Annotated in this window: 14 protein-coding genes and 2 pseudogenes; 10 read left to right on the forward strand and 6 right to left on the reverse strand. The window is 63.3% G+C overall.

Annotated features, from left to right (window positions below; genetic code table 11):
• Window positions 1-317: 317 nt before the first annotated feature.
• The gene (locus IVA82_RS04670; RefSeq protein ID WP_247387935.1) at window positions 318-1,577 is read right to left on the reverse strand and encodes an adenylate/guanylate cyclase domain-containing protein; all 1,260 of its coding nucleotides are present in this window, start codon (window positions 1,575-1,577) and stop codon (window positions 318-320) included.
• A 163-nt stretch (window positions 1,578-1,740) separates the two neighbouring features.
• Here IVA82_RS04670 and IVA82_RS04675 point away from each other — a divergent pair, with 163 nt between their 5' ends.
• Together IVA82_RS04675 and IVA82_RS04680 are read left to right on the forward strand one after the other, a co-directional pair.
• Window positions 1,741-2,898, forward strand: a complete 1,158-nt coding sequence (locus tag IVA82_RS04675; RefSeq protein WP_247387934.1) for an MFS transporter — start codon at window positions 1,741-1,743, stop codon at window positions 2,896-2,898.
• A gap of 31 nt (window positions 2,899-2,929) precedes the next feature.
• Complete coding sequence (locus tag IVA82_RS04680) at window positions 2,930-3,124, forward strand: hypothetical protein (RefSeq protein ID WP_247387932.1); 195 nt, start codon at window positions 2,930-2,932, stop codon at window positions 3,122-3,124.
• 8 nt (window positions 3,125-3,132) lie between these two features.
• Here the strand turns inward: IVA82_RS04680 and IVA82_RS04685 are convergent, their stop codons facing one another.
• On the reverse strand, window positions 3,133-3,960 hold the full coding sequence (locus IVA82_RS04685; protein ID WP_247387930.1) for an N-acyl homoserine lactonase family protein: 828 nt from the start codon (window positions 3,958-3,960) through the stop codon (window positions 3,133-3,135).
• 80 nt (window positions 3,961-4,040) lie between these two features.
• Window positions 4,041-5,000 (reverse strand): CDF family Co(II)/Ni(II) efflux transporter DmeF, encoded by a 960-nt coding sequence (gene dmeF, locus IVA82_RS04690; protein ID WP_247387929.1) that lies wholly within the window; start codon window positions 4,998-5,000, stop codon window positions 4,041-4,043.
• Window positions 5,001-5,195: 195 nt separating this feature from the next.
• Between dmeF and IVA82_RS04695 the strand changes: the two genes are divergently transcribed.
• A complete protein-coding gene (locus IVA82_RS04695) occupies window positions 5,196-6,014 on the forward strand; it encodes a chromate resistance protein ChrB domain-containing protein (RefSeq protein WP_247387926.1) in 819 nt (272 codons plus the stop codon).
• Window positions 6,014-7,399 (forward strand): chromate efflux transporter, encoded by a 1,386-nt coding sequence (gene chrA / locus IVA82_RS04700; protein WP_247387924.1) that lies wholly within the window; start codon window positions 6,014-6,016, stop codon window positions 7,397-7,399. Before IVA82_RS04695 ends, chrA begins: the two co-directional genes overlap by 1 nt.
• Window positions 7,400-8,333: 934 nt before the next feature.
• Here chrA and IVA82_RS04705 read toward each other — a convergent pair.
• The gene (locus IVA82_RS04705) at window positions 8,334-8,633 is read right to left on the reverse strand and encodes a hypothetical protein (RefSeq protein ID WP_091967377.1); all 300 of its coding nucleotides are present in this window, start codon (window positions 8,631-8,633) and stop codon (window positions 8,334-8,336) included.
• Window positions 8,634-9,170: 537 nt separating this feature from the next.
• Between IVA82_RS04705 and IVA82_RS04710 the strand changes: the two genes are divergently transcribed.
• From IVA82_RS04710 to IVA82_RS04730, 5 genes and pseudogenes are all read left to right on the forward strand, one after another.
• On the forward strand, window positions 9,171-10,148 hold the full coding sequence (locus IVA82_RS04710; RefSeq protein ID WP_247387922.1) for an FIST N-terminal domain-containing protein: 978 nt from the start codon (window positions 9,171-9,173) through the stop codon (window positions 10,146-10,148).
• Window positions 10,149-10,637: 489 nt separating this feature from the next.
• Window positions 10,638-11,495 (forward strand): annotated as a pseudogene (locus IVA82_RS04715) (adenylate/guanylate cyclase domain-containing protein); the annotation flags it as partial.
• Window positions 11,496-11,527: 32 nt separating this feature from the next.
• Window positions 11,528-12,103 (forward strand): annotated as a pseudogene (locus IVA82_RS04720) (chromate transporter); the annotation flags it as partial.
• A 186-nt stretch (window positions 12,104-12,289) separates the two neighbouring features.
• On the forward strand, window positions 12,290-13,321 hold the full coding sequence (locus tag IVA82_RS04725; protein ID WP_247387920.1) for a nitronate monooxygenase: 1,032 nt from the start codon (window positions 12,290-12,292) through the stop codon (window positions 13,319-13,321).
• A gap of 177 nt (window positions 13,322-13,498) precedes the next feature.
• Window positions 13,499-13,960: a phage integrase N-terminal SAM-like domain-containing protein gene (locus IVA82_RS04730; RefSeq protein ID WP_247387918.1), complete on the forward strand. Its 462-nt coding sequence runs from the start codon at window positions 13,499-13,501 to the stop codon at window positions 13,958-13,960.
• Window positions 13,961-13,991: 31 nt separating this feature from the next.
• Here IVA82_RS04730 and IVA82_RS04735 read toward each other — a convergent pair whose 3' ends face one another.
• Together IVA82_RS04735 and IVA82_RS04740 are read right to left on the reverse strand one after the other, a co-directional pair.
• Entirely contained in the window at window positions 13,992-15,536 is a 1,545-nt protein-coding gene (locus tag IVA82_RS04735) for a GMC family oxidoreductase (protein WP_247387917.1), read from the reverse strand.
• A 4-nt stretch (window positions 15,537-15,540) separates the two neighbouring features.
• Entirely contained in the window at window positions 15,541-17,097 is a 1,557-nt protein-coding gene (locus tag IVA82_RS04740; protein ID WP_247387916.1) for an ABC transporter substrate-binding protein, read from the reverse strand.
• 368 nt (window positions 17,098-17,465) lie between these two features.
• Between IVA82_RS04740 and IVA82_RS04745 the strand changes: the two genes are divergently transcribed.
• Window positions 17,466-18,272: a hypothetical protein gene (locus tag IVA82_RS04745; protein ID WP_247387914.1), complete on the forward strand. Its 807-nt coding sequence runs from the start codon at window positions 17,466-17,468 to the stop codon at window positions 18,270-18,272.
• Window positions 18,273-18,346: the final 74 nt, after the last annotated feature.

Raw genomic sequence — 18,346 nt, forward strand, 5'->3', positions numbered from 1 at the left:
GAGCGTCAGCCCCTCGCATAACGGGACCGCACATGTTGCCTTCGACGTTGCTTACCGCCTCGGCCTCTGCGAGTTTCTGTCTTTCGCGGCTCAATAGCCCACCCCACAGCATCGTTGTGTACGCTTCGCTGCCGCCGTCGCCGACGACACCGCAACACTCACTACCGGGCGCCCGCTACGGCTTACCCGGACCGGACTTCCACCGGTTGGACCGCGCCAGCTTGCCTGGCGCACAAGCAATCCAGAAATCGCTCCGCAGAAAGACTCTGGATTGCTTCGCTTCGCTCGCAATGACGGAGCTTGTTGAGGCCACGAGCCTAATTTGCCAGATACCGCTCGTAGCTCCCCGTCACCGGCTCGTTGCTGTCGACGTCCGGATCGAGCGTGTAGAGATCCTGCGCGCGGCCGATGCCGCGGAGCGCGTAGCGGCCGGTCGAGACGAGATAGCGGCGGCCGGCGGCATCGAGGCCCTTGTAGAACTCGGCCGATGCCAGCAGTTCGCGATCGACCGAGCGGCTCATCGAGGCAATGCGGCTGACCTCGTTCACGGTCGGCCCCACCACCGTGAAGTCGAGCCGGTCCGCGCTGCCGATATTGCCGTAAAAGACCTCGCCGACATGCAGGCCGATATAGGCCGACGTGGTCGGACGTCCATCGGCCTTCCGCCGTGCGTTCAGCGCCGCAACGTTCTTGCGGAACAGATGCTCGGCGCGCAGCGCAGCGCGCCGCGCATCCGCCATATCCTCGCCCCAGAACATCGCGAGCACGCCGTCGCCGATCAGCTTCAGCACGTCGCCGCCGGCATCGTGGATCGGGTCGATCACCGCCTGCGCATAGTCGTTCAGGAACGGGATGATCTCGTCGGGACCGATGCTCTCGCTGATGCCGGTTGAGCCGCGCAGATCCGAGTACCACAGCACGGCGTTGATGCGCTCGGTGACGCCGCGTGAGATGCGTCCGCGGAGCACCTGCTCGGAGGCATCGCGCCCGAGATAGACGCGGCCGAGCGTGCGAGCGATGTCGACCTGCTGCGCCGACTTGATCGCGAGCCCCAGCACCGGTACGAGATCGCGCAGCGCCGCGAGCTCGGCCTCCCTAAAGCCGTCGGCGCGCCGCGTCGTCCAATAGGAATAGAGGCAGTCCATCTGCCCGAGCGCGCCATTCTCGCCGAAGCGATGCACGAAGGCGAGAAAATGCCGATGCCCCTTCTCGGCGAGCTCGCCGATTTGCGAAAAATCGAGCGAAGCGACGTCGGCCAGGTCGATCACCATCTCGTCCTGGCCGTGCTCGAGCAGATGGAAGAACACCGAACGGCGCCAGTTTTTGTTCGGATCGCCCTCCGCGGTCGAGCCGTACTCGAAATTGTCGCTCTCGTTACTGGAACGATCGGACCAGCGGAACCCTCGGCCTTCATAGATCGGATGCAGCGTATCGATGAAGACCAGCCCACGCGACAGATCGAGCCCTTCGGCACGGCAGCGCTCACAGAAGCCGCGGAGCAGTTCGGGTTCAGGCAGGCCCGTGAGCCCCTGGCTCGCCAGCCAGTTCATCAACGCCAGGCGCGAGGACAATTGCATACGCCATTATGGCGTGCATTCGTGACGAACGAAAGGCCGCACGGACAGAGCGCAACCAAGGCTCCCGGCCGCGGCAGGTCGTGTATGCCGCGGACGCTGTTGACGTGCTCTCGCCGCGGCTGCAAATGGAACCGATGACACCATCGAGCAGAAATACGAGGACATGAGCCAGCGCCAGCTTCCGATCATCCTGGCGCTCGGCACCACGCAGACACTGGCCTGGGCCTCCAGCTACTATCTGCCGGCGCTGCTTGCCGACCCCATGGCGCGCGACCTCGGCGTCTCCTCGAACTGGATCTTTGGCGCGTTCTCGGCCTCGCTCGTGATCTCCGCGATGCTCGGCCCGCGCATCGGCCGGCAGATCGATCTCGTCGGCGGCCGGCAGGTGCTGTCGGCCTCCAATTTGACGATCGCGACCGGCCTCGTGCTGCTCGGCCTCTCGCAATCGGTGGCCGTGATGGCGATCGCCTGGCTGGTGCTCGGCATCGGCATGGCGATGGGCCTCTACGATGCCGCCTTCGCCGCCCTCGGCCGCATCTACGGCACCGAGGCGCGCCGCTCGATCACCGGCATCACGCTGATGGCGGGCTTCGCCTCGACAATCGGCTGGCCGCTCACCGCCTGGGGCCTGTCGCATATCGGCTGGCGCGACACCTGTTTTGCCTGGGCCGGCGCCAACATCCTGATCGGGCTTCCCCTCAACTTCTTCGTGCTGCCGACAATCAAGGGGGCCAGGCAGGCCGTGGCGACTGCGGAAAAGCCGCACTTGCCGCTCGACCGCACCATGATCCTGCTCGCCTTCATCTTCGCCGCGGTCTGGACCGTCACCGGCGCGATGGCGGCGCATTTCCCGCGCATCCTGGAGGTAACGGGCGCGACGCCGGTCGAAGCGATCGCAGCCGGCGCGTTGATCGGCCCGGCGCAAGTGGGCGCGCGCATTCTCGAAGCGGGCTTCCTGAGCCGCTTCCATCCGCTGTGGTCGACGCGCCTCGCATGCCTCACCCACCCGATCGGCGCGGTGGTCGTCGCGATCTTCGGGGGCGCCGCGGCTAGCGCGTTCGCGCTGTTCCACGGCTCGGGCAACGGCATCCTGACCATTGCGCGCGGCACGCTGCCGCTGTCGATCTTCGGCCCGAAGGATTTCGGCTATCGCCTCGGCGTCATCGGCGCGCCGGCGCGGATGGCGCAGGCTGTGGCACCGCTGGCCTTCGGCCTGCTCATCGACGTCATGGGAGCCAAGGTGCTGATCGTCTCGTCCGCGCTCAGCCTCTCGGCGCTGGCCGCGTTGTTTCTCGTCCGAGCGGATCGGCGACCGGATTGACCGCGCTGCCGCTTTCGCGCACAAGCCGGCCATGAGGAACGACGACACCGGCCCACCCCGTACATTCAAAGGCCTGCTGCGCTGGGCAACCACGCCGCCGCAGGCCTGGGGCGTCTATCTCCTCGCCATCATTCTGGTCTGGCTGCTCTCGTTCTACGCCGGCACGCTGAAGCCGAAGAAGACACCGCAAGGCGAACCGCCGCCGATCACGGCGCCCAAAGGCTGATCAACGCCTCAGTCGTAAAACTCCGGCGACGTCTTCTGGCTGTCGCGCTGGGCCTTATCGTGGTTGATCCAGAGCTGCGCCTTCTCCTTGTCGAGCGTGTCGGCGATCTTCTGCATCGAGGCCGTCGTCTGGTCCTTGCTGACGTTCATGCTGGGCACACGGCGGTTGTCCCAGTTATCCTTGAAATGAACGGCATCGCCTGACAGCACCACCGCGCCGGTCTTCGGCAATTTCACCAGCAACGACTGGTGTCCCGGCGTGTGACCCGGCGTCGACAGCACTGTTACGCTGCCGTCGCCGAACAGGTCCTTGTCGCCCGACAACAGCTCGACTGGGTGCGAAGGCTTGAAGCGCGGCTCGTTGTTGGCGCCGGGCCAGTCATATTCGGTCTTCTGCACGAAAAGGACAGCCTGCGGGAACAGCTCGACATTGCCGGTGTGGTCCGGATGCGTGTGCGAGATGCCCAGCGCCTTGACGTCATCCGGTTTGAGGCCGAGTTGCTCGAGCTGGGCTTGCAGCGTCTTCGGCCGGCGCCAGGTCACGGCCTTGGGATCGGCGGGCACAAGCCCGTTCGGCATCGCGGCGACCGCATCGGCGATCCCGGTGTCCCACAGGAACCAGCCCTTGCTGTGCTTGATGAGATAGCAGGTGTCGACGAAGTCCATCGTCTTGCCCTCGTTCAGGCCGGGCGTCCAGCGCGAGATGTCGCCGGCGGTGCCCTCCCCGCAATTGAGGACATAGAGCTTTTCGACGCCGGTCTTTTCCGACTGCGCGATGGCCCCGTGGCCGGACAGAGCGAGTATGACGACGGCGAAAGCGAGCTTGATCCGGGACATTGTTCTTGTTCCCCTGTTACAGCGATGCGCGACGAAGACTGAGGATCAACCCCGCTTGGTCCGCAGAATTCCCGACAGTCTCAATGCGCGCAGGTCTCGACTTCGACTGTGACGTGGCTGAGGCCCCTCAGGCCGGCGAGCCGCTTCTTGTAGACGGCCGGTTGCTTCGGCTTGTCCGACACCACCGAGACCAGCACGGCACAATGGCTGGGGCCAACCTGCCAGAGATGCAGATCGGTGACGCGGTCGTCTCCGACCTCCATGCGTGCGCGAATGGTGCGCTCGAGCTTCTCGTCGGTGCGCACGTCGAGCAGTACCGCGCCGGAGCTCTTGATCAGCCCGAACGCCCAGCTCGCGATCACCGCGCTGCCGATCAGTCCCACGGCGGGATCGGCCCAGGCCCACCCCGAATACATCGCGACGGCGAGTGCCGCGATCGCCAGCACGGAAGTCGCGGCATCCGCCATGACATGGACGTAGGCCGCGCGGAGATTGTTGTCGTGATGAGGATGGTGGTGATCATGGTGATGATCGTGATGCTCATCATGTGCATGCCCGTGATCATGCCCGTGGTGATGATCATGGCTGTCGCGCAATAGCCACGCGCTCGCGAGGTTGACGCACAGGCCGAGCACGGCCACCGCGATCGCCTCGCCATAGACGATCGGCACCGGCGTGATCAGCCGCAGCACGCTCTCATAGGCGATCTCGACCGCGATCAAGCCCAGAATGATCGCACTGGCGAAGGCGGCGAGATCGCCGAACTTGCCGGTGCCGAAGGTGAAATGCGCGTTTCCCAGATGCCGGCGCGCAAAGCGGTAGGCGAACGCGGCGATGCCGAGCGCCGCCGCATGGGTTCCCATGTGCCAGCCGTCGGCGAGCAGCGCCATCGAGCCGAACAACGAGCCGGCGACGATCTCGCCGACCATCATGACCAGCGTCAGGACGACGACCAGCCAGGTGCGCCGCTCGTTCTCGTCGTGCTTCTCGCCCAGGAAAGCATGGTCATGGGTCCATTGTTCGATGGAATGGGAATGCATCGAAAATTCTCCGATAGGTCCGGCTCATTGACCCGCAATATAGACCTGCGGGTCTTCCGGGTAAAATCGGCGAAACGAGCCGATTGACAGGTCGGTGCCGTTTCGGTGTAATTAAGGTTATGGGGATTTGAGCGATCTCCCCACGAGGCGACATGCCCAAGTATCGCGTCCCGTTTAATTTTACGAGGGCGCATCATGTCTTCCTACACGACGATATCATCTGACAAACTGGTACGGCTGATCGGCACGGCGAACGCCCCTGCCCTGATTGACGTGCGCACGGACGAGGATTTTGCCGCCGACCGGCGGCTGATCCCCGGTTCGATCAAGCTCAGCCACGAGAAAGTCTCGGACTGGGGCGCCGACTTCGCCGGCCGCTCCGCGATCGTCTCATGCCTGCGTGGCGAAAAGCTCGCGCAAGGTACTGCGGCCTGGCTCAGGCAACTCGGAGTCCGCGCCGAGACGCTGGAAGGCGGCTTCGAGGGCTGGAAGGCGGCAAAACTGCCGCTGGTCGACACCCGCAAGCTGCCGCCACGCGACGCCAAGGGACGCACCGTCTGGGTCACCCGGGCGCGGCCCAAGGTCGATCGCATCGCCTGCCCCTGGCTGATCCGGCGCTTCGTCGATCCCAATGCGGTATTCCTGTTCGTGGCACCTTCCGAAGTGGTGGCCGTCGGCGAACGCTTCAACGCGGCGCCCTTCGACATCGAGAACGTGTTCTGGAGCCACCGCGGCGAGCTCTGCACCTTCGACGTGATGATCGAGGAGTTCGGGATTGCCGCGCCGCCGCTGCTCCGGCTGGCCACGCTGGTGCGCGGCGCCGACACCGCGCGGCCCGACCTTGCGCCGGAGGCCCCCGGCCTGCTCGCAGCCTCGCTCGGGCTGTCACGGATGTATGACGACGATCTCGAACAGCTCGAAGCCGGCATGCTGCTCTACGACGCCTTCTACCGCTGGTGCCGCGACGCCACCACCGAGACCCACAACTGGCCGACCAACAAGGCGAAGGCGTAATGGATACCCGTACTGTCGAAACAGGAGCTGATGCCGGTCACGGCATCAGCTTCAGGGAAGCGTTTCGCGTCTGGCTCCGCGTCGCCTGCCTGAGTTTCGGCGGGCCCGCGGGCCAGATCGCGGTGATGCACCGCATCCTGGTCGAGGAGAAGAACTGGATCTCCGAAGGCCGGTTCCTGCATGCGCTGAACTACTGCATGCTTCTGCCGGGACCGGAGGCGCAGCAGCTTGCGACCTATATCGGCTGGCTGATGCACCGCACCGCCGGCGGCCTGATGGCGGGCGGGCTGTTCATCCTGCCCGGCATCATCGCCATCATGGGCCTGAGCTACGTCTACGCCGCCTTCGGCAATGTCAGCTTCGTCGAGGCGCTATTCTTCGGGCTGAAGGCCGCCGTGCTCGCCATCGTCGTCGAGGCCGTGGTGCGTGTCGGCAAGCGCGCGCTGAAGAACCGCATCATGATTGCGCTGGCCGCGATCGCCTTCGTCGCCATCTTCTTCTTCGCCGTTCCCTTCCCGATCATCATCATCGCCGCCGGCGTGATCGGCTATGTCGGTGCCAAACATGGCCGTCCCGAGTTCGCGCCGGCCGGCCACGGCGGCGGCGGCAACGGCGCCTTGATCGACAGCATGCTCGGCGAAGCCGTGCCCGATCACGTCCGCCCCGACACAGGCCGCACGATCCGCGTCGGCGCGTTGTGGCTGGCGCTCTGGCTCATGCCGGTGATCGCGCTGCTTCTGGTGCTCGGACAGGCCAACGTGTTCAGCCAGATCGCACTGTTTTTCTCCAAGATGGCGCTGGTCACGTTCGGCGGCGCCTATGCGGTGCTGGCCTACGTCGCCCAGCAAGCGGTCGAGCATTATCACTGGCTCAAGCCGCACGAGATGCTCGACGGCCTCGGCATGGCCGAGACCACGCCCGGTCCGCTGATCATGGTGCTCCAGTTCGTGGGCTTCATGGCGGCCTACCGCGACGCGAGCGGCCTGTCACCGATGCTCGCCGCAACGCTCGGCGGCCTGCTCGCGACCTGGGTCACCTTCACGCCTTGCTTCCTCTGGATCTTCGTCGGCGCCCCCTATATCGAGCGGCTGCGCGGCAACACCGGCCTTGCCGGTGCGCTCAGCGCGATCACGGCCGCGGTCGTCGGCGTGATCCTCAACCTCTCGATCTGGTTCGCGCTGCACACCCTGTTCCGCAAGACCGTGCCGGTGCAGGCCTTTCCGTTCGCCTTCGACCAGCCGGTGCTGACGAGCGTCGACGTTCCTGCGCTGGTGCTGTCGATCGCGGCGGCGACCGCGATCTTCCGGCTCAAGCTTGGCATGCTCACCGTGCTCGCGGGCAGTTGCGCGGGGGGCGTGGTGCTGCGGCTGGTAGGGGTGATCTAGGACGTAGACTTATAGGTTCGTCGCGCGTCCGGTTTGCTATCGGAAGGCAACGTTAAATCCGACAGGAGGCTGCATGGCGGCCTTGGCCAGTCGCGGAGCTGGAAAAGGTCGAAGCTTGTGGGCGGTTGCCGTCTTTTTCAACCACGCCCTAGCTAGGCCAAAGCTCGGCATCTACGCTCATCGGGCAAAACAGCCACGACCGCCACCGTCCCATCGCTTCTCAAGCTCCCCTCCAAAAATATTCCACTTTACCGAAATTCGGATTTGTCGTAGAAGCGAAACATCCTGGCCCGAGACAAGGGGCGGATCACGATCGTCACGAACCGCGGGCTGGGGGTGCGATGGACGCGACGGCGGCGGGCGCGAATGGCATTGCAGGGCGGCTTTGGCCGTGAGCAACTGCCTTCGCGCGAACGACACGACTTCATACGGGCGACGCGACGGAGCAAAACTCGGGCGAAACGCGCCGCGAGAATGTGAACTCTCGCCCGCTGTTTGAAACGTGTATCGGCGCGACGGTAAGTCTAGCCCCACTCTCACCGTCATCGCCCGCCTTGTGCGCACTTGCGCACTGGGGGCGTTGCGCAAGTTCCGGACCCGTTCGAGGCAAGGGCGCGCTTGAGTATAGACGTGGGCAATGCTGTGCGCGCTGCAATCGCATCGGCGCAGGACGGCTCCTGGGTCACGTCAGCGCGATGCCCGCTTTGGGCCCATTCGCGCCAATTTGCCCGCGCCTTCCTGATGTCCAGTCTGGCCCCGACTGCCGACGTGCCGGACACGATGGCGATCTTCGTCTTCGGGGCCAACAGGCGACATGGATCACGGATGGCGCCTCAGTCAGTGGGGATCGTAAACTGAAAGAGAGCACCCCGCGGCCGATGCGGCTCACAGAACCTCAATACTCGAAAGCAACGCCGCAACTTGCAGCGGATCCTCAGAGATCGATGCCGACCGCGATGTTACGGCCCGTCAATTCGGCAAAGGTAGCTGTGTGCGCGTACAGCTTTGCGAATGCCTCGTCCTTTGCCAATGCCTCCTGTACCTTTCCGTACACTTCCCAACTGGAATAGCGCGTAGCGATAAGAAACTCCCCGGCCCACGTACCAGTGTGAAACCGAGAAAGCCGAAGAAATTCTGCGCCATGTTTTTCGAAGATTGCCTTCGCCTGCTTCGCGGTCTTAATCATCTCCTCAGGCTTGTCGCTCTTGAAGCGTGTAAATTGTACAATGGCCATGACCTAATCCCTCCGTTGAGCCCCCACTGATTAGGTCTGGGAGTGGCCGCAGAGGTTCACAGGAATTCACTAGGATGCAGGGTCCGAGTTGGGTTGAAAGCGGTTTCGATCTGCGGCTTCGGATGAGCGATCCACGTATGCTGCGGGTTGCGCCAGTCGATCGCCTGATAAGCGCCCAGCCGTCCTATTCGTGGTCGAGTAAAGAGGAAAAACGAGTAGTCCTTTTAAATCAAACCACTTCAGTGTAGGCTAAATGACTTCCATGTGGCGAAGTCGTATTTCAGATGCGCCGCAAACGGTCATTGGTGAAGGTGGTCGTGCAGAGACCCTGACTCGTTAGACATTTTACTCGGCATGATCACCTTTCTTGCAGGAGGAAGAAGGTCATGCAACATGCGCAATACCAATGGATTCAAAGCCGCGGCTGGACTCCGGAATTGCCGGCTGCCAAGGCCGGCCCGCAGAGGCTCATATTTACATTCGGTGCAAAGCAGTTGCTGAAGGACAGAGCGCTGACGGGCGAGCTTCAGGATCACGATGCTGATCGGGGGCTCGACCTCCGGCGAGATTGCCGGGGATGAAGTGACGGACGACTCGTTGGTGGCGACCGTTATAGGTTTCGATCACACGAACTTCCGGGCAGCCCACGCCACGATTGGCGAGGGACAGACCAGTTTTGAGGTTGGAAAGGAGCTTGCCCGACAGCTGAACGACGACACGCTGCGCCACGTGTTCGTCATGTCGGACGGCTTGAAGGTCAACGGATCCGAACTCGCGAAGGGAATCGCCGGCGGCGTCGCCTCGACCGTGTCGGTGACCGGAGGGCTGTCAGGAGACGGCGCCAACTTCGCCGAAACCCTGGTGGTCGACGAAAGCGGCGCCAGCCCGCAACGCGCGGCCGCCATCGGCTTCTACGGTGACCATCTCAAGATTGGGTATGGTTCGATGGGAGGCTGGGAGTCGTTCGGGCCGATCCGCGAGATCACGCGAGCCGAAGGAAACGTGCTCTACGAGCTCGACGGACGGAACGCGCTCGATCTCTACAAGACGTATCTGGGGCCGCACGCCGAGAAGCTGCCGGCATCCGCACTTCTGTTTCCCATCGCAGTCACCGAGGCCAACTCCAAGGTGAGCGTGGTGCGCACCATCCTGTCGATCGACGAGCCAAACAAGTCCATGACCTTCGCCGGTGACATCCCCCAGGGCGGAACTGCTCAGCTAATGAAGACCAATGTTGACGATCTCGTTGAGGGCGCCAGGGCCGCGGCCGAGACGAGCATGAAGGGACTCGGAGGGCAGAAGCCGGATCTGGCGCTGCTGGTCAGCTGCGTCGGGCGAAAGCTCGTGATGGATCAGCGCACCGAGGAAGAGACCGAGGCCGTACGGGAGGTGCTCGGCGACGATGCCACGATCGCGGGGTTCTACTCCTACGGTGAACTCGCGCCGTTCAGCCAGGGCGAAGCCTGCCGGCTGCATAATCAGACGATGACCATAACTGTGTTTTCGGAGCACTAGTACCCGGAATCAGAGCTCAGTGATACGGCGGCCTTTGGACGAAAGGTGGACTTCTCTCGCTTCGGTAGGCCTCCGATCTTGAATTGCGACTCACGCTTTAAGAAAAGGAAGTACTAGAGCGCGTTTTCGAGCGAAATGGGACGTCGGTTCGCGTGAAGAAAACCCGTCAAAGCATAGAGCAGGGTTCAAGAAAGCGTAGCAATTTCGAGGAACGATCCTACTCAGGCACGAACTGTACAACGGGATGACAGCTCTGCAGAGCCGGCGTCCCGCTTCTACGGGGAGTTCGGAATGCATAGCCTCCTCAGTCGCCAGCTTCGGAAGCATCTCGGGATCAAGGACGAAGTTCCGGAGGAGCTGAAGGCGTTCATCGCTGCCGTCGATGCCGGCTATATCAGTGCGGACAATCAACGTGCACTGCTCGAGCGCTCGCTCGAACTCAGCTCGCAGGAACTGTCGGAGGCCAACGAGCGGGTGCGGCTGGCATCCGAGGAGATCGCGCTCAAGAACAAGAGGCTCGAGTCGCTATCGAGCAAGCTCGCCAAATACCTATCGCCGCAGGTCTATGATTCGATCTTCTCCGGCAAGCAGGAAGTTAGAATTACGAGCGATCGCAAGCGGCTAACGGTCTTCTTCTCGGACATCGCCGGCTTCACCGAGACGTCGGAGAGGCTCGAATCCGAGGATCTTACGCAGCTTCTCAACCATTATCTGACAGAGATGTCCCGGATCGCGCTGTCCTTCGGTGCGACCGTCGACAAGTACGTTGGAGACGCCATTGTCGCATTCTTCGGTGACCCGGAGACGCAGGGCATCAAGGAAGACGCCCTCGCCTGTGTCAAGATGGCCATCGCCATGCGAGAGAGGCTGCACGACCTGAGGCACATCTGGCGGGATGCGGGCATCGAAAAGCCGCTGGAGTGCCGGATCGGAATCAACACGGGCTACTGCACCGTCGGCAACTTTGGCAGCGAGGATCGAATGGAATACACCATCATCGGCAGCGGCGTGAATCTTGCGGCTCGACTGGAGTCCGCCGCCACGCCGGGCGAGATCCCCTTCGCCCACGTCAAGGATGAGGTCTACTGCGAGGAGTGCGAGCCGATCAAGGTGAAGGGCTTCAGCCATCTCATTCATACCTACCGGGTGATCGACCTCCACGAGAATTTGAAAGAAAAGCACGAGGTTCGCGCGGAGATGCCCCACTTCAAGCTCGATGCCAATTTCAAGTTGATGTCCGACGACGAGCGACAGGAGGCTGCCCTGCTGCTGCGCGAGATGCTGGCGCGACTCTCCATTGACAGTGTCGCCGTTCTGTCGCCGGTCCCGCTCCAAGCGGAAGCCTGAACCTTACGCCGTCGGCCTCGGCACGGCCATCAGGCGGCGCCTATGCGGTGCTGTCTTACGTCGCCCAGCAGGCTGTCGAGCATTATCACTGGCTCAAGCCGCACGAGATGCTCGATGGCCTCGGCATGGCCGAGACCACGCCCGGCCCGGTGATCATGGTGCTCCAGTTCGTGGGCTTCATGGCGGCCTATCGCGATCCAAGCGGGCTGTCACCGACGCTCGCGGCGACGTTCGGCGGATTGCTCGCAACCTGGATCACCTTCACGCCCTGCTTCCTCTGGATCTTCGTCGGCGCCCCCTATATCGAGCGGCTGCGCGGCAATACGGGCCTTGCCGGTGCGCTCAGCGCGATCACGGCCGCCGTCGTCGGCGTGATCCTCAACCTCTCGATCTGGTTCGCGCTGCACACGCTGTTTCGCGCGACCGTGCCGGTGCAGGCCTTCCCGTTTGCCTTCGACATGCCGGTGCTGGCCAGCGTCGATGTGCCGGCGCTCGTGCTGTCGATCGCGGCCGCAGCCGCGATCTTCCGGCTCAAGCTTGGCATGCTCACCGTGCTGGCCGGCAGTTGCGCGGCCGGCGTAGTGCTGCGGCTGGCGGGGATGATCTAGGACGTGGACTCATCGGTTCGTCGCGTCCGGCTTGCTGTCGGAAGGCAATGTTGAATCCCACAGGCTTCTATGGCGGCCTTGGCCAACTCCGGACCTTCAGAGCGTGCCGCCTTGCGTCTGCGCGGTCGGCGATGTTTACTTCCGCTGCAGCGGCAGGGCAATGTCGGATATGTACGGGAGGCTGTCGTGTTGCGCACCCCGCTCTCTGATCTGTTGGCCATTGACGTGCCCGTCTTTGCCGCCCCGATGGGGTTTATCAGCGGGCCCGAGCTTGCGGCAGCGGTGAGCAATGCTGGCGGGTTCGGCATCATATCATTTAGCGGCAACCCGCCGCCGGTGCTGCGCGAGGAGATTGGCCGCCTGCGGTCGCTCACGGACAAACCGTTCGGGGTCGGTGTATTGCTGGGCGGGCCGCATTTGCCATTTCCCATCGAGGCGATCATCGACGTGTGCCTCGAGGAGCGGGTTTCAGTGCTTTTGACATTTTGGGGCGATCCGACACCCTTTGTAGCTCCGGCCCATGCGGCAGGGGTGAAGGTGATCGACCAAATTGGCTCAGTTGCCGACGCCCAGAGAGCGGCACGTGCCGGGGTCGATGCCATCGTTGCTCAAGGTGTGGAAGCCGGCGGCCACCTCGCTGGCGAAATCTCAACAATGGCGCTGGTACCGCGGGTCGTGGACGCGGTAGCTCCAGTTCCCGTGATTGCAGCCGGAGGTATCGCCGATGCGCGCGGCTTCGCCGCCGCTCTCGCCCTCGGAGCGCAGGGGGTGATGATCGGAACGAGGCTGATTGCCACGACAGAAGCCTACGCACATCCGGTCTATAAGCAGAAGGTTATCGACGCGGCTGAAGATCACACGGTGCGGACGACACTTTTCGGTCATGGCTGGCCCAATGCGCCGCATCGCACCCTGCGCACGTCCTTTGTCGAGCGCTGGCTACCACATGAGGCGCGTGGCAGTGAACAGCGCGCCGATGAGCCGCAGATTGGCGAAACCAAGATCGGCGGCCGGGCAACGCCACTCCTGCGCTTCATGGGCTTTCCACCGACGCCAGATGCCTCGGGCGACCTTGACTCGATGGATTTTCTTGCGGGACAGGGCGTCGGTTTAGTCAATGCGATTAAGCCCGCAGCGGATGTCGTCCACGAATTGGTGGATGGTGCTCGGCAGCTGATTTCGCAGCTCGCTCTGTCAACTCAACTACCACACGAATGACGGCTAAGGGTCAATGGACTAAACCGCTCGCGCAGTAGGGCCCTGGGGCGGCTTCTAGCAATTATCAAGGGCGTAGCGTGCGGAAGCGTCCTGTCTTGAGATCGAGGAACTGCCAACCTCACTCAAGACAGGAGCACCTCCATGACCGACTAGGCCGTGAGCCCGTTACGCCGGCGCATGATCGAAGACATGACGATCCGCAAGTTCGCGCCGAAGACCCAACATGACTACGTGCAAAGGGTCAAGGAGTTCGCCGCGTTTCTCGGCCGCTCTCCCGACGTGGCCAAAGCAGAGTACGTGCGCGGCTTCCGGCTGCATCTGGCATCGTGTGGCGCGGGCACGCCGAAGATCAACGCCACCGTCTCGGCGCTGCGGTTCTTGTTCAATGTGACGCTTGATCGTCCCGACCTCGCCAAGCAGCTGGCGTTCATGCACGAGCCGCGCAAGGTGCCGATTGTTTTGAGCCCCGAGGAGGTTGCGCTTTCTCGAGGCTGCACCGAGCATCAAGTACAAGGCGGCGCTGTACTCCGAGACGATTGTGAGATGCGGAGAGGCCTCGGAGTAGTGGATGCCCCGCCTGCCGCCTTCGCTAAAGCTTCGGCGCCCCTGGACCTCTACCCCGGCGAAGCCTTGGCGTAGCCCGGTCGCGGGGCATGATACCGTTGCAGCACTACCGCATCATCATCCGCGCGATCGCCTCGCCGATCACCACCGTCGTGAAGTGGGTGTTGGCGCGGCAGTCCGACGGCATGATCGACGCGTCGGCAACGCGCAAGCCGGCGATGCCTTTCACCGTGCCGTCGGGATTGACGACGCCCTCCGCATTGCCAAAGCCGGCCATGCGGCAGCTGCCGGCGGCGTGCTGGATGTCGCCGGTTTCACGGCGCAGCACCGCATCGAGCTCGTGATCAGGCAGTGCCGCAGCCTGCGGCAGCGTCAGATCGGTGTCAGCCAGCCTTATCCAGTCGGCGATGCCGGCCGGCGCAGGTTGGACCGTGAGCGCGGCCAGTCGCTTCACCGCATCCATCATCCGCAGCATGTCGCGGGGATCAGCCAGCATGTTCTCCTCGACGACCGGATCGACCTCGGGGTCGATCGAGGCCAATCTAAGCGTTCCACGAGAAAACGCGTTGAACAGCCCGGCGCCGATCGCTCCGGGCACACCGATGCCACGGTGGTTGAAGGCGATCAGGATCATGTCGCGCTTGCCGCCGCCGGCCAGGCCGGAGGAATAGGTCACACAGCAATTGGTATGGCGGGTATCTGGGTCGGTGGGGCGGAGATCCTCGCGGAGCTGGATCGTTGCGCGAAACAGCGGGTGGTCGAAGAAGTGCCGGCCGACCGGCAGGTCCTGCTCGACCGCGATCCCCATCGCCTTCAGCTCGCCGGCCGGTCCGATGCCCGAACGCAGCAGGATCGCCGGACTGTGGATGGCGCCGGCGCACAGCACGATCTGGCGTGCGCTGATCTCGCTCGTGCCCTGACCATCGACATGGATCCGGACTCCGGTCGCCCGGCCGTCCTTGATGATCACGCGGTCGACCAGCGCCTTGCCGCGGATCTCCAGATTGGCACGGCCGCGTGCGGGCTCCAGATAGCCCTCATTGGTGGTGATGCGGCGGCTATCGCGACTGTTGATGGGATAACAGGCCACGCCCTCGCCGTCCGGACCATTGAGGTCGGCGCACCAGGGATAGCCGCTCGCCAGCGCCGCATCGCGCAAGGCCCGATCGATCGGGCCCCAGTTTTCCGGCGGCGCGCGGTAGACCGGTAGCGGTCCGCCGCGTCCGTGGCCTTGGACGTCGCCGAACTCCAGATCATCCTCGATCACCGAGAACAGCGGCATCACGTCCCTGGCCGACCAGCCGGTACATCCATTGGCGGCCCATTCGTCGAACGCATCGGCGACGCCGCGGATGGCGATCTGGCCGTTCATCATCGAACTGCCGCCCAGCCCCTTGCCGCGCCAATAAAAGCGCGGCTCCTGCCCCGCCACCCGGCACGTCAGCAGATCGGGCCACTGCCATTTTTCCTGGAACTCGCGCTTGTGGATGATCGGTATGGGATTCGGCGTCATCACTTCCCAGGGCGCCTCGTCGGCGCGCCAGTCTAGCCCCGCTTCGAGCAACAGGACGCGCCTTGCGGGATCCTCGGAAAGCCGTGCCGCAACAACGGCGCCGGCGGAGCCGCCGCCGACAATAATGACATCGTACATCGCGTTACTTCTCAACGTTCCAGAAAACCGGGATGGCGGACGGAATCAGATTACGCCAATTGGCGCGATAGGCGGCCGGCTGGGCGAACTGGCCCCACGGAATCGCCGGCGCCTGATCGTACATCACGGCCTGGATTTCAGCGGCGATCTTCTTGCGGTTCTCTTCGGCAGGCGCCTTGGCGAAGGCCTCCATCAATGGCGTGATGCGTGGATCGCACTGCCAGCCGGTGAAGTCGGCGCAATTGAACGCAACCATGACGTTGGTCAGCGGCGAGCCCAGATCGTAGCCGCCGGCGTGAACGCCATACACGCTCCAGCCCTCCTTCTTGGCGCGGCGCGCCAGCACGGTGGCCCAGTCCATCACCTGGAGATCGACATTGAACCCGGCAAGCTTCAGCCGCTCGGCCAGCACCTGCGCCGAGACGCGCGGGGCTTCGAGATCGTTGGCCTGCATGACGACGACCGGTTCGCCGGCATATTTCGTCGCCTTCAGCGCGGCACGCGCCGCTTCGACCGAGGGATTGGCCGCAGCTTCGATGCCGGCCTTGCTGTCATAGGTTGTGCCGCAGGTGAAGTAAGTCGGGCACGGCGTGGCGTATTTGGCCCCTAAGCCGAGCGCGTCCAGCACTTCGCGCTGATCGACCAGCTTCCACAGCACCCGCCTGATCGCGGGATCGTCGAACGGCTTCGACGCGGCGTTGAGGCGATAAGCGCCTGCAAACATGTTGCCGCCGGTGAAATTGACGAGTTTCACGCGCGGGTTCTTTTCGAGCACCGGCAACAGATCGAACGGTGCGTACTGCATGAAGTCGACTTCGCCGCTCTGCAATGCCGAGGCGGCGGTCGAGCCATCGGGAATGACGCGGATTTCGAGCGTGTCGATATTGACGCGTTTGCCGCCTGCAAGAAAATCAGCAGGTTCGGAGCGAGGCATATAGTCGGCGAACTTCTTCAAGACCATGCGGTCGCCGGTGCGATGATCGGCCTTGTAGTAGACAAACGGGCCGGAGCCGACGATCTCGGTGATGCGCTGGTCGCCGGGCGTTGTGGCAATACGCTCGGGCATCATGAAGGCGACTGGGCTGACGGGATTGCCGAGCGCGTCGATGACGAGGCCAGACGGCTGCTTCAGCGTCAGCACGAACGTCTTGGCATCGCTCGGCTCAAGCGACGCCGTGATAGCGAAGATGCGGCGGCCGAGCGCGCTGCGGGTGCCCCATCGCCTCAGCGACGCGACGCAATCGGCGGCCGTGACCGGCTGGCCGTCATGCCACTTCAAACCGTCGCGCAGCGTAAAACTGTAGGTCAGCCCGTCCGGCGACACTTTCCAGTCCTGCACCATCTGCGGCTTGCCCCTGGAGTCCTTCGCGAACAGGGTGTCGAACACCATGTAGCCAAACGTGCGCGAAATGTAGGCCGTGGAAAAATGCGGATCGAGCGTGACGATTTCCGCTTCAAGCACCGCGACGAGGTTGCCTGCCGCATGCGCCGGCGCGAGCGCAGGAGCCGCTACCAGCGCGAGCCCGAACAACGCCGGAATGAAAGCCTTCAGTTTGGACATTGGTGCCTTTTTGCGATTTGGGGAATTCGTTTGCTGACGGACAGCAAAAAGCAATGTTCGTGCCGCATACTGCGGAATCCCTCATCTCGTGACGACTACCTGCCGCGCGTTTTGCTGGATGCGATTTGCCGGGGGTTGCCCGCAGCCCGCGCCCCAACGCCGGCACCAGGTCGAGCGGGAAGACCAGCATCTTGCGGTTCTCGCCGATCACCGCGCCGACGATGCGAATGGCCGCAACGGGGCGGACTCCTGTGCTCGTGCCAACTTTGTCCGCTCGGTTTCGATCCCAACAAGCATCGTGCCCGGCTTGCCTGGACTCCCCAGCCCGCATGAAAGACGCTAAGATGCGTTCCGGGGGTGGAGGAGCTGTGGAAGCGCAGTCGGATCACAACGCCGGGCCGGGCCGACGAGCCGTCGTTGTCCTCTTGCTTGTCTTTCTGATCCTGACCATTTGCTTCGGCGCCATGTACTACGCGGGCGATCTGTCGAGACTTCAGCGCGATATTTCTGCGCAGGAGACGCACAGCGTCTTGCGCGATGTCGCTGATCCCGAACAGCTCGATCAGGCGGTCAAACTCCATCCTTCGAACAAGCTCCTCAGACTCCTCGCTTTGGCAAGTAAGGACGCAAACGAAATCGATGCAGCCGCCCAGAGGTTGCTGAACGAACTCGAACCAAAGCCCCTTCCGAACCTCGGTGCTCTCGGCACACTGAGCCGCAGCGATCTTGATGGGCTGCGCCGCGATCTCAAGAGTGCGGAAAGCAATGCCGCAAGCGTCGCACCGCGCTATGCCGCGCAGATCAAGACCACACGGGACCAGGCGGAGAAGGACGCCAGATCACTCGGCGTCGGGGACGACCGGCTGTCGGGTTTTATGGCGATAATCGACGAACAGCATGGGGCCTGGATTGCGCTCACCTCCAAAATGCTCGCCGCGCGCGGGGACTATTATAACGCCTACCAAAAATGCGTCGCACTCCTGCTCCGCGACTTCGGAATCTACAAGGTCACGAACGGTCAGCTCGTCTTTCCCTTTCAGTCCACGGCAGACGGCTACAACCGCGCCGCGACCGCCATAACGGCCGCGGCCGAACGCGCGGCCGAGCTCGACGGCGAAAGGAAGACCCTGCGACAGTCCCAGCTGAACAGATCGAAAGCTTTTGTCGGCGACTAGCGTTTCTCGCCTCACTCTCACGCCGTCAACCGCCCGAGCCGGCTACAGCAAGGCTTCGCCGGGTCGCGGGACAT

Source organism: Bradyrhizobium sp. 142 (assembly GCF_023074015.1).
Taxonomy (GTDB): Bacteria; Pseudomonadota; Alphaproteobacteria; order Rhizobiales; family Xanthobacteraceae; genus Bradyrhizobium.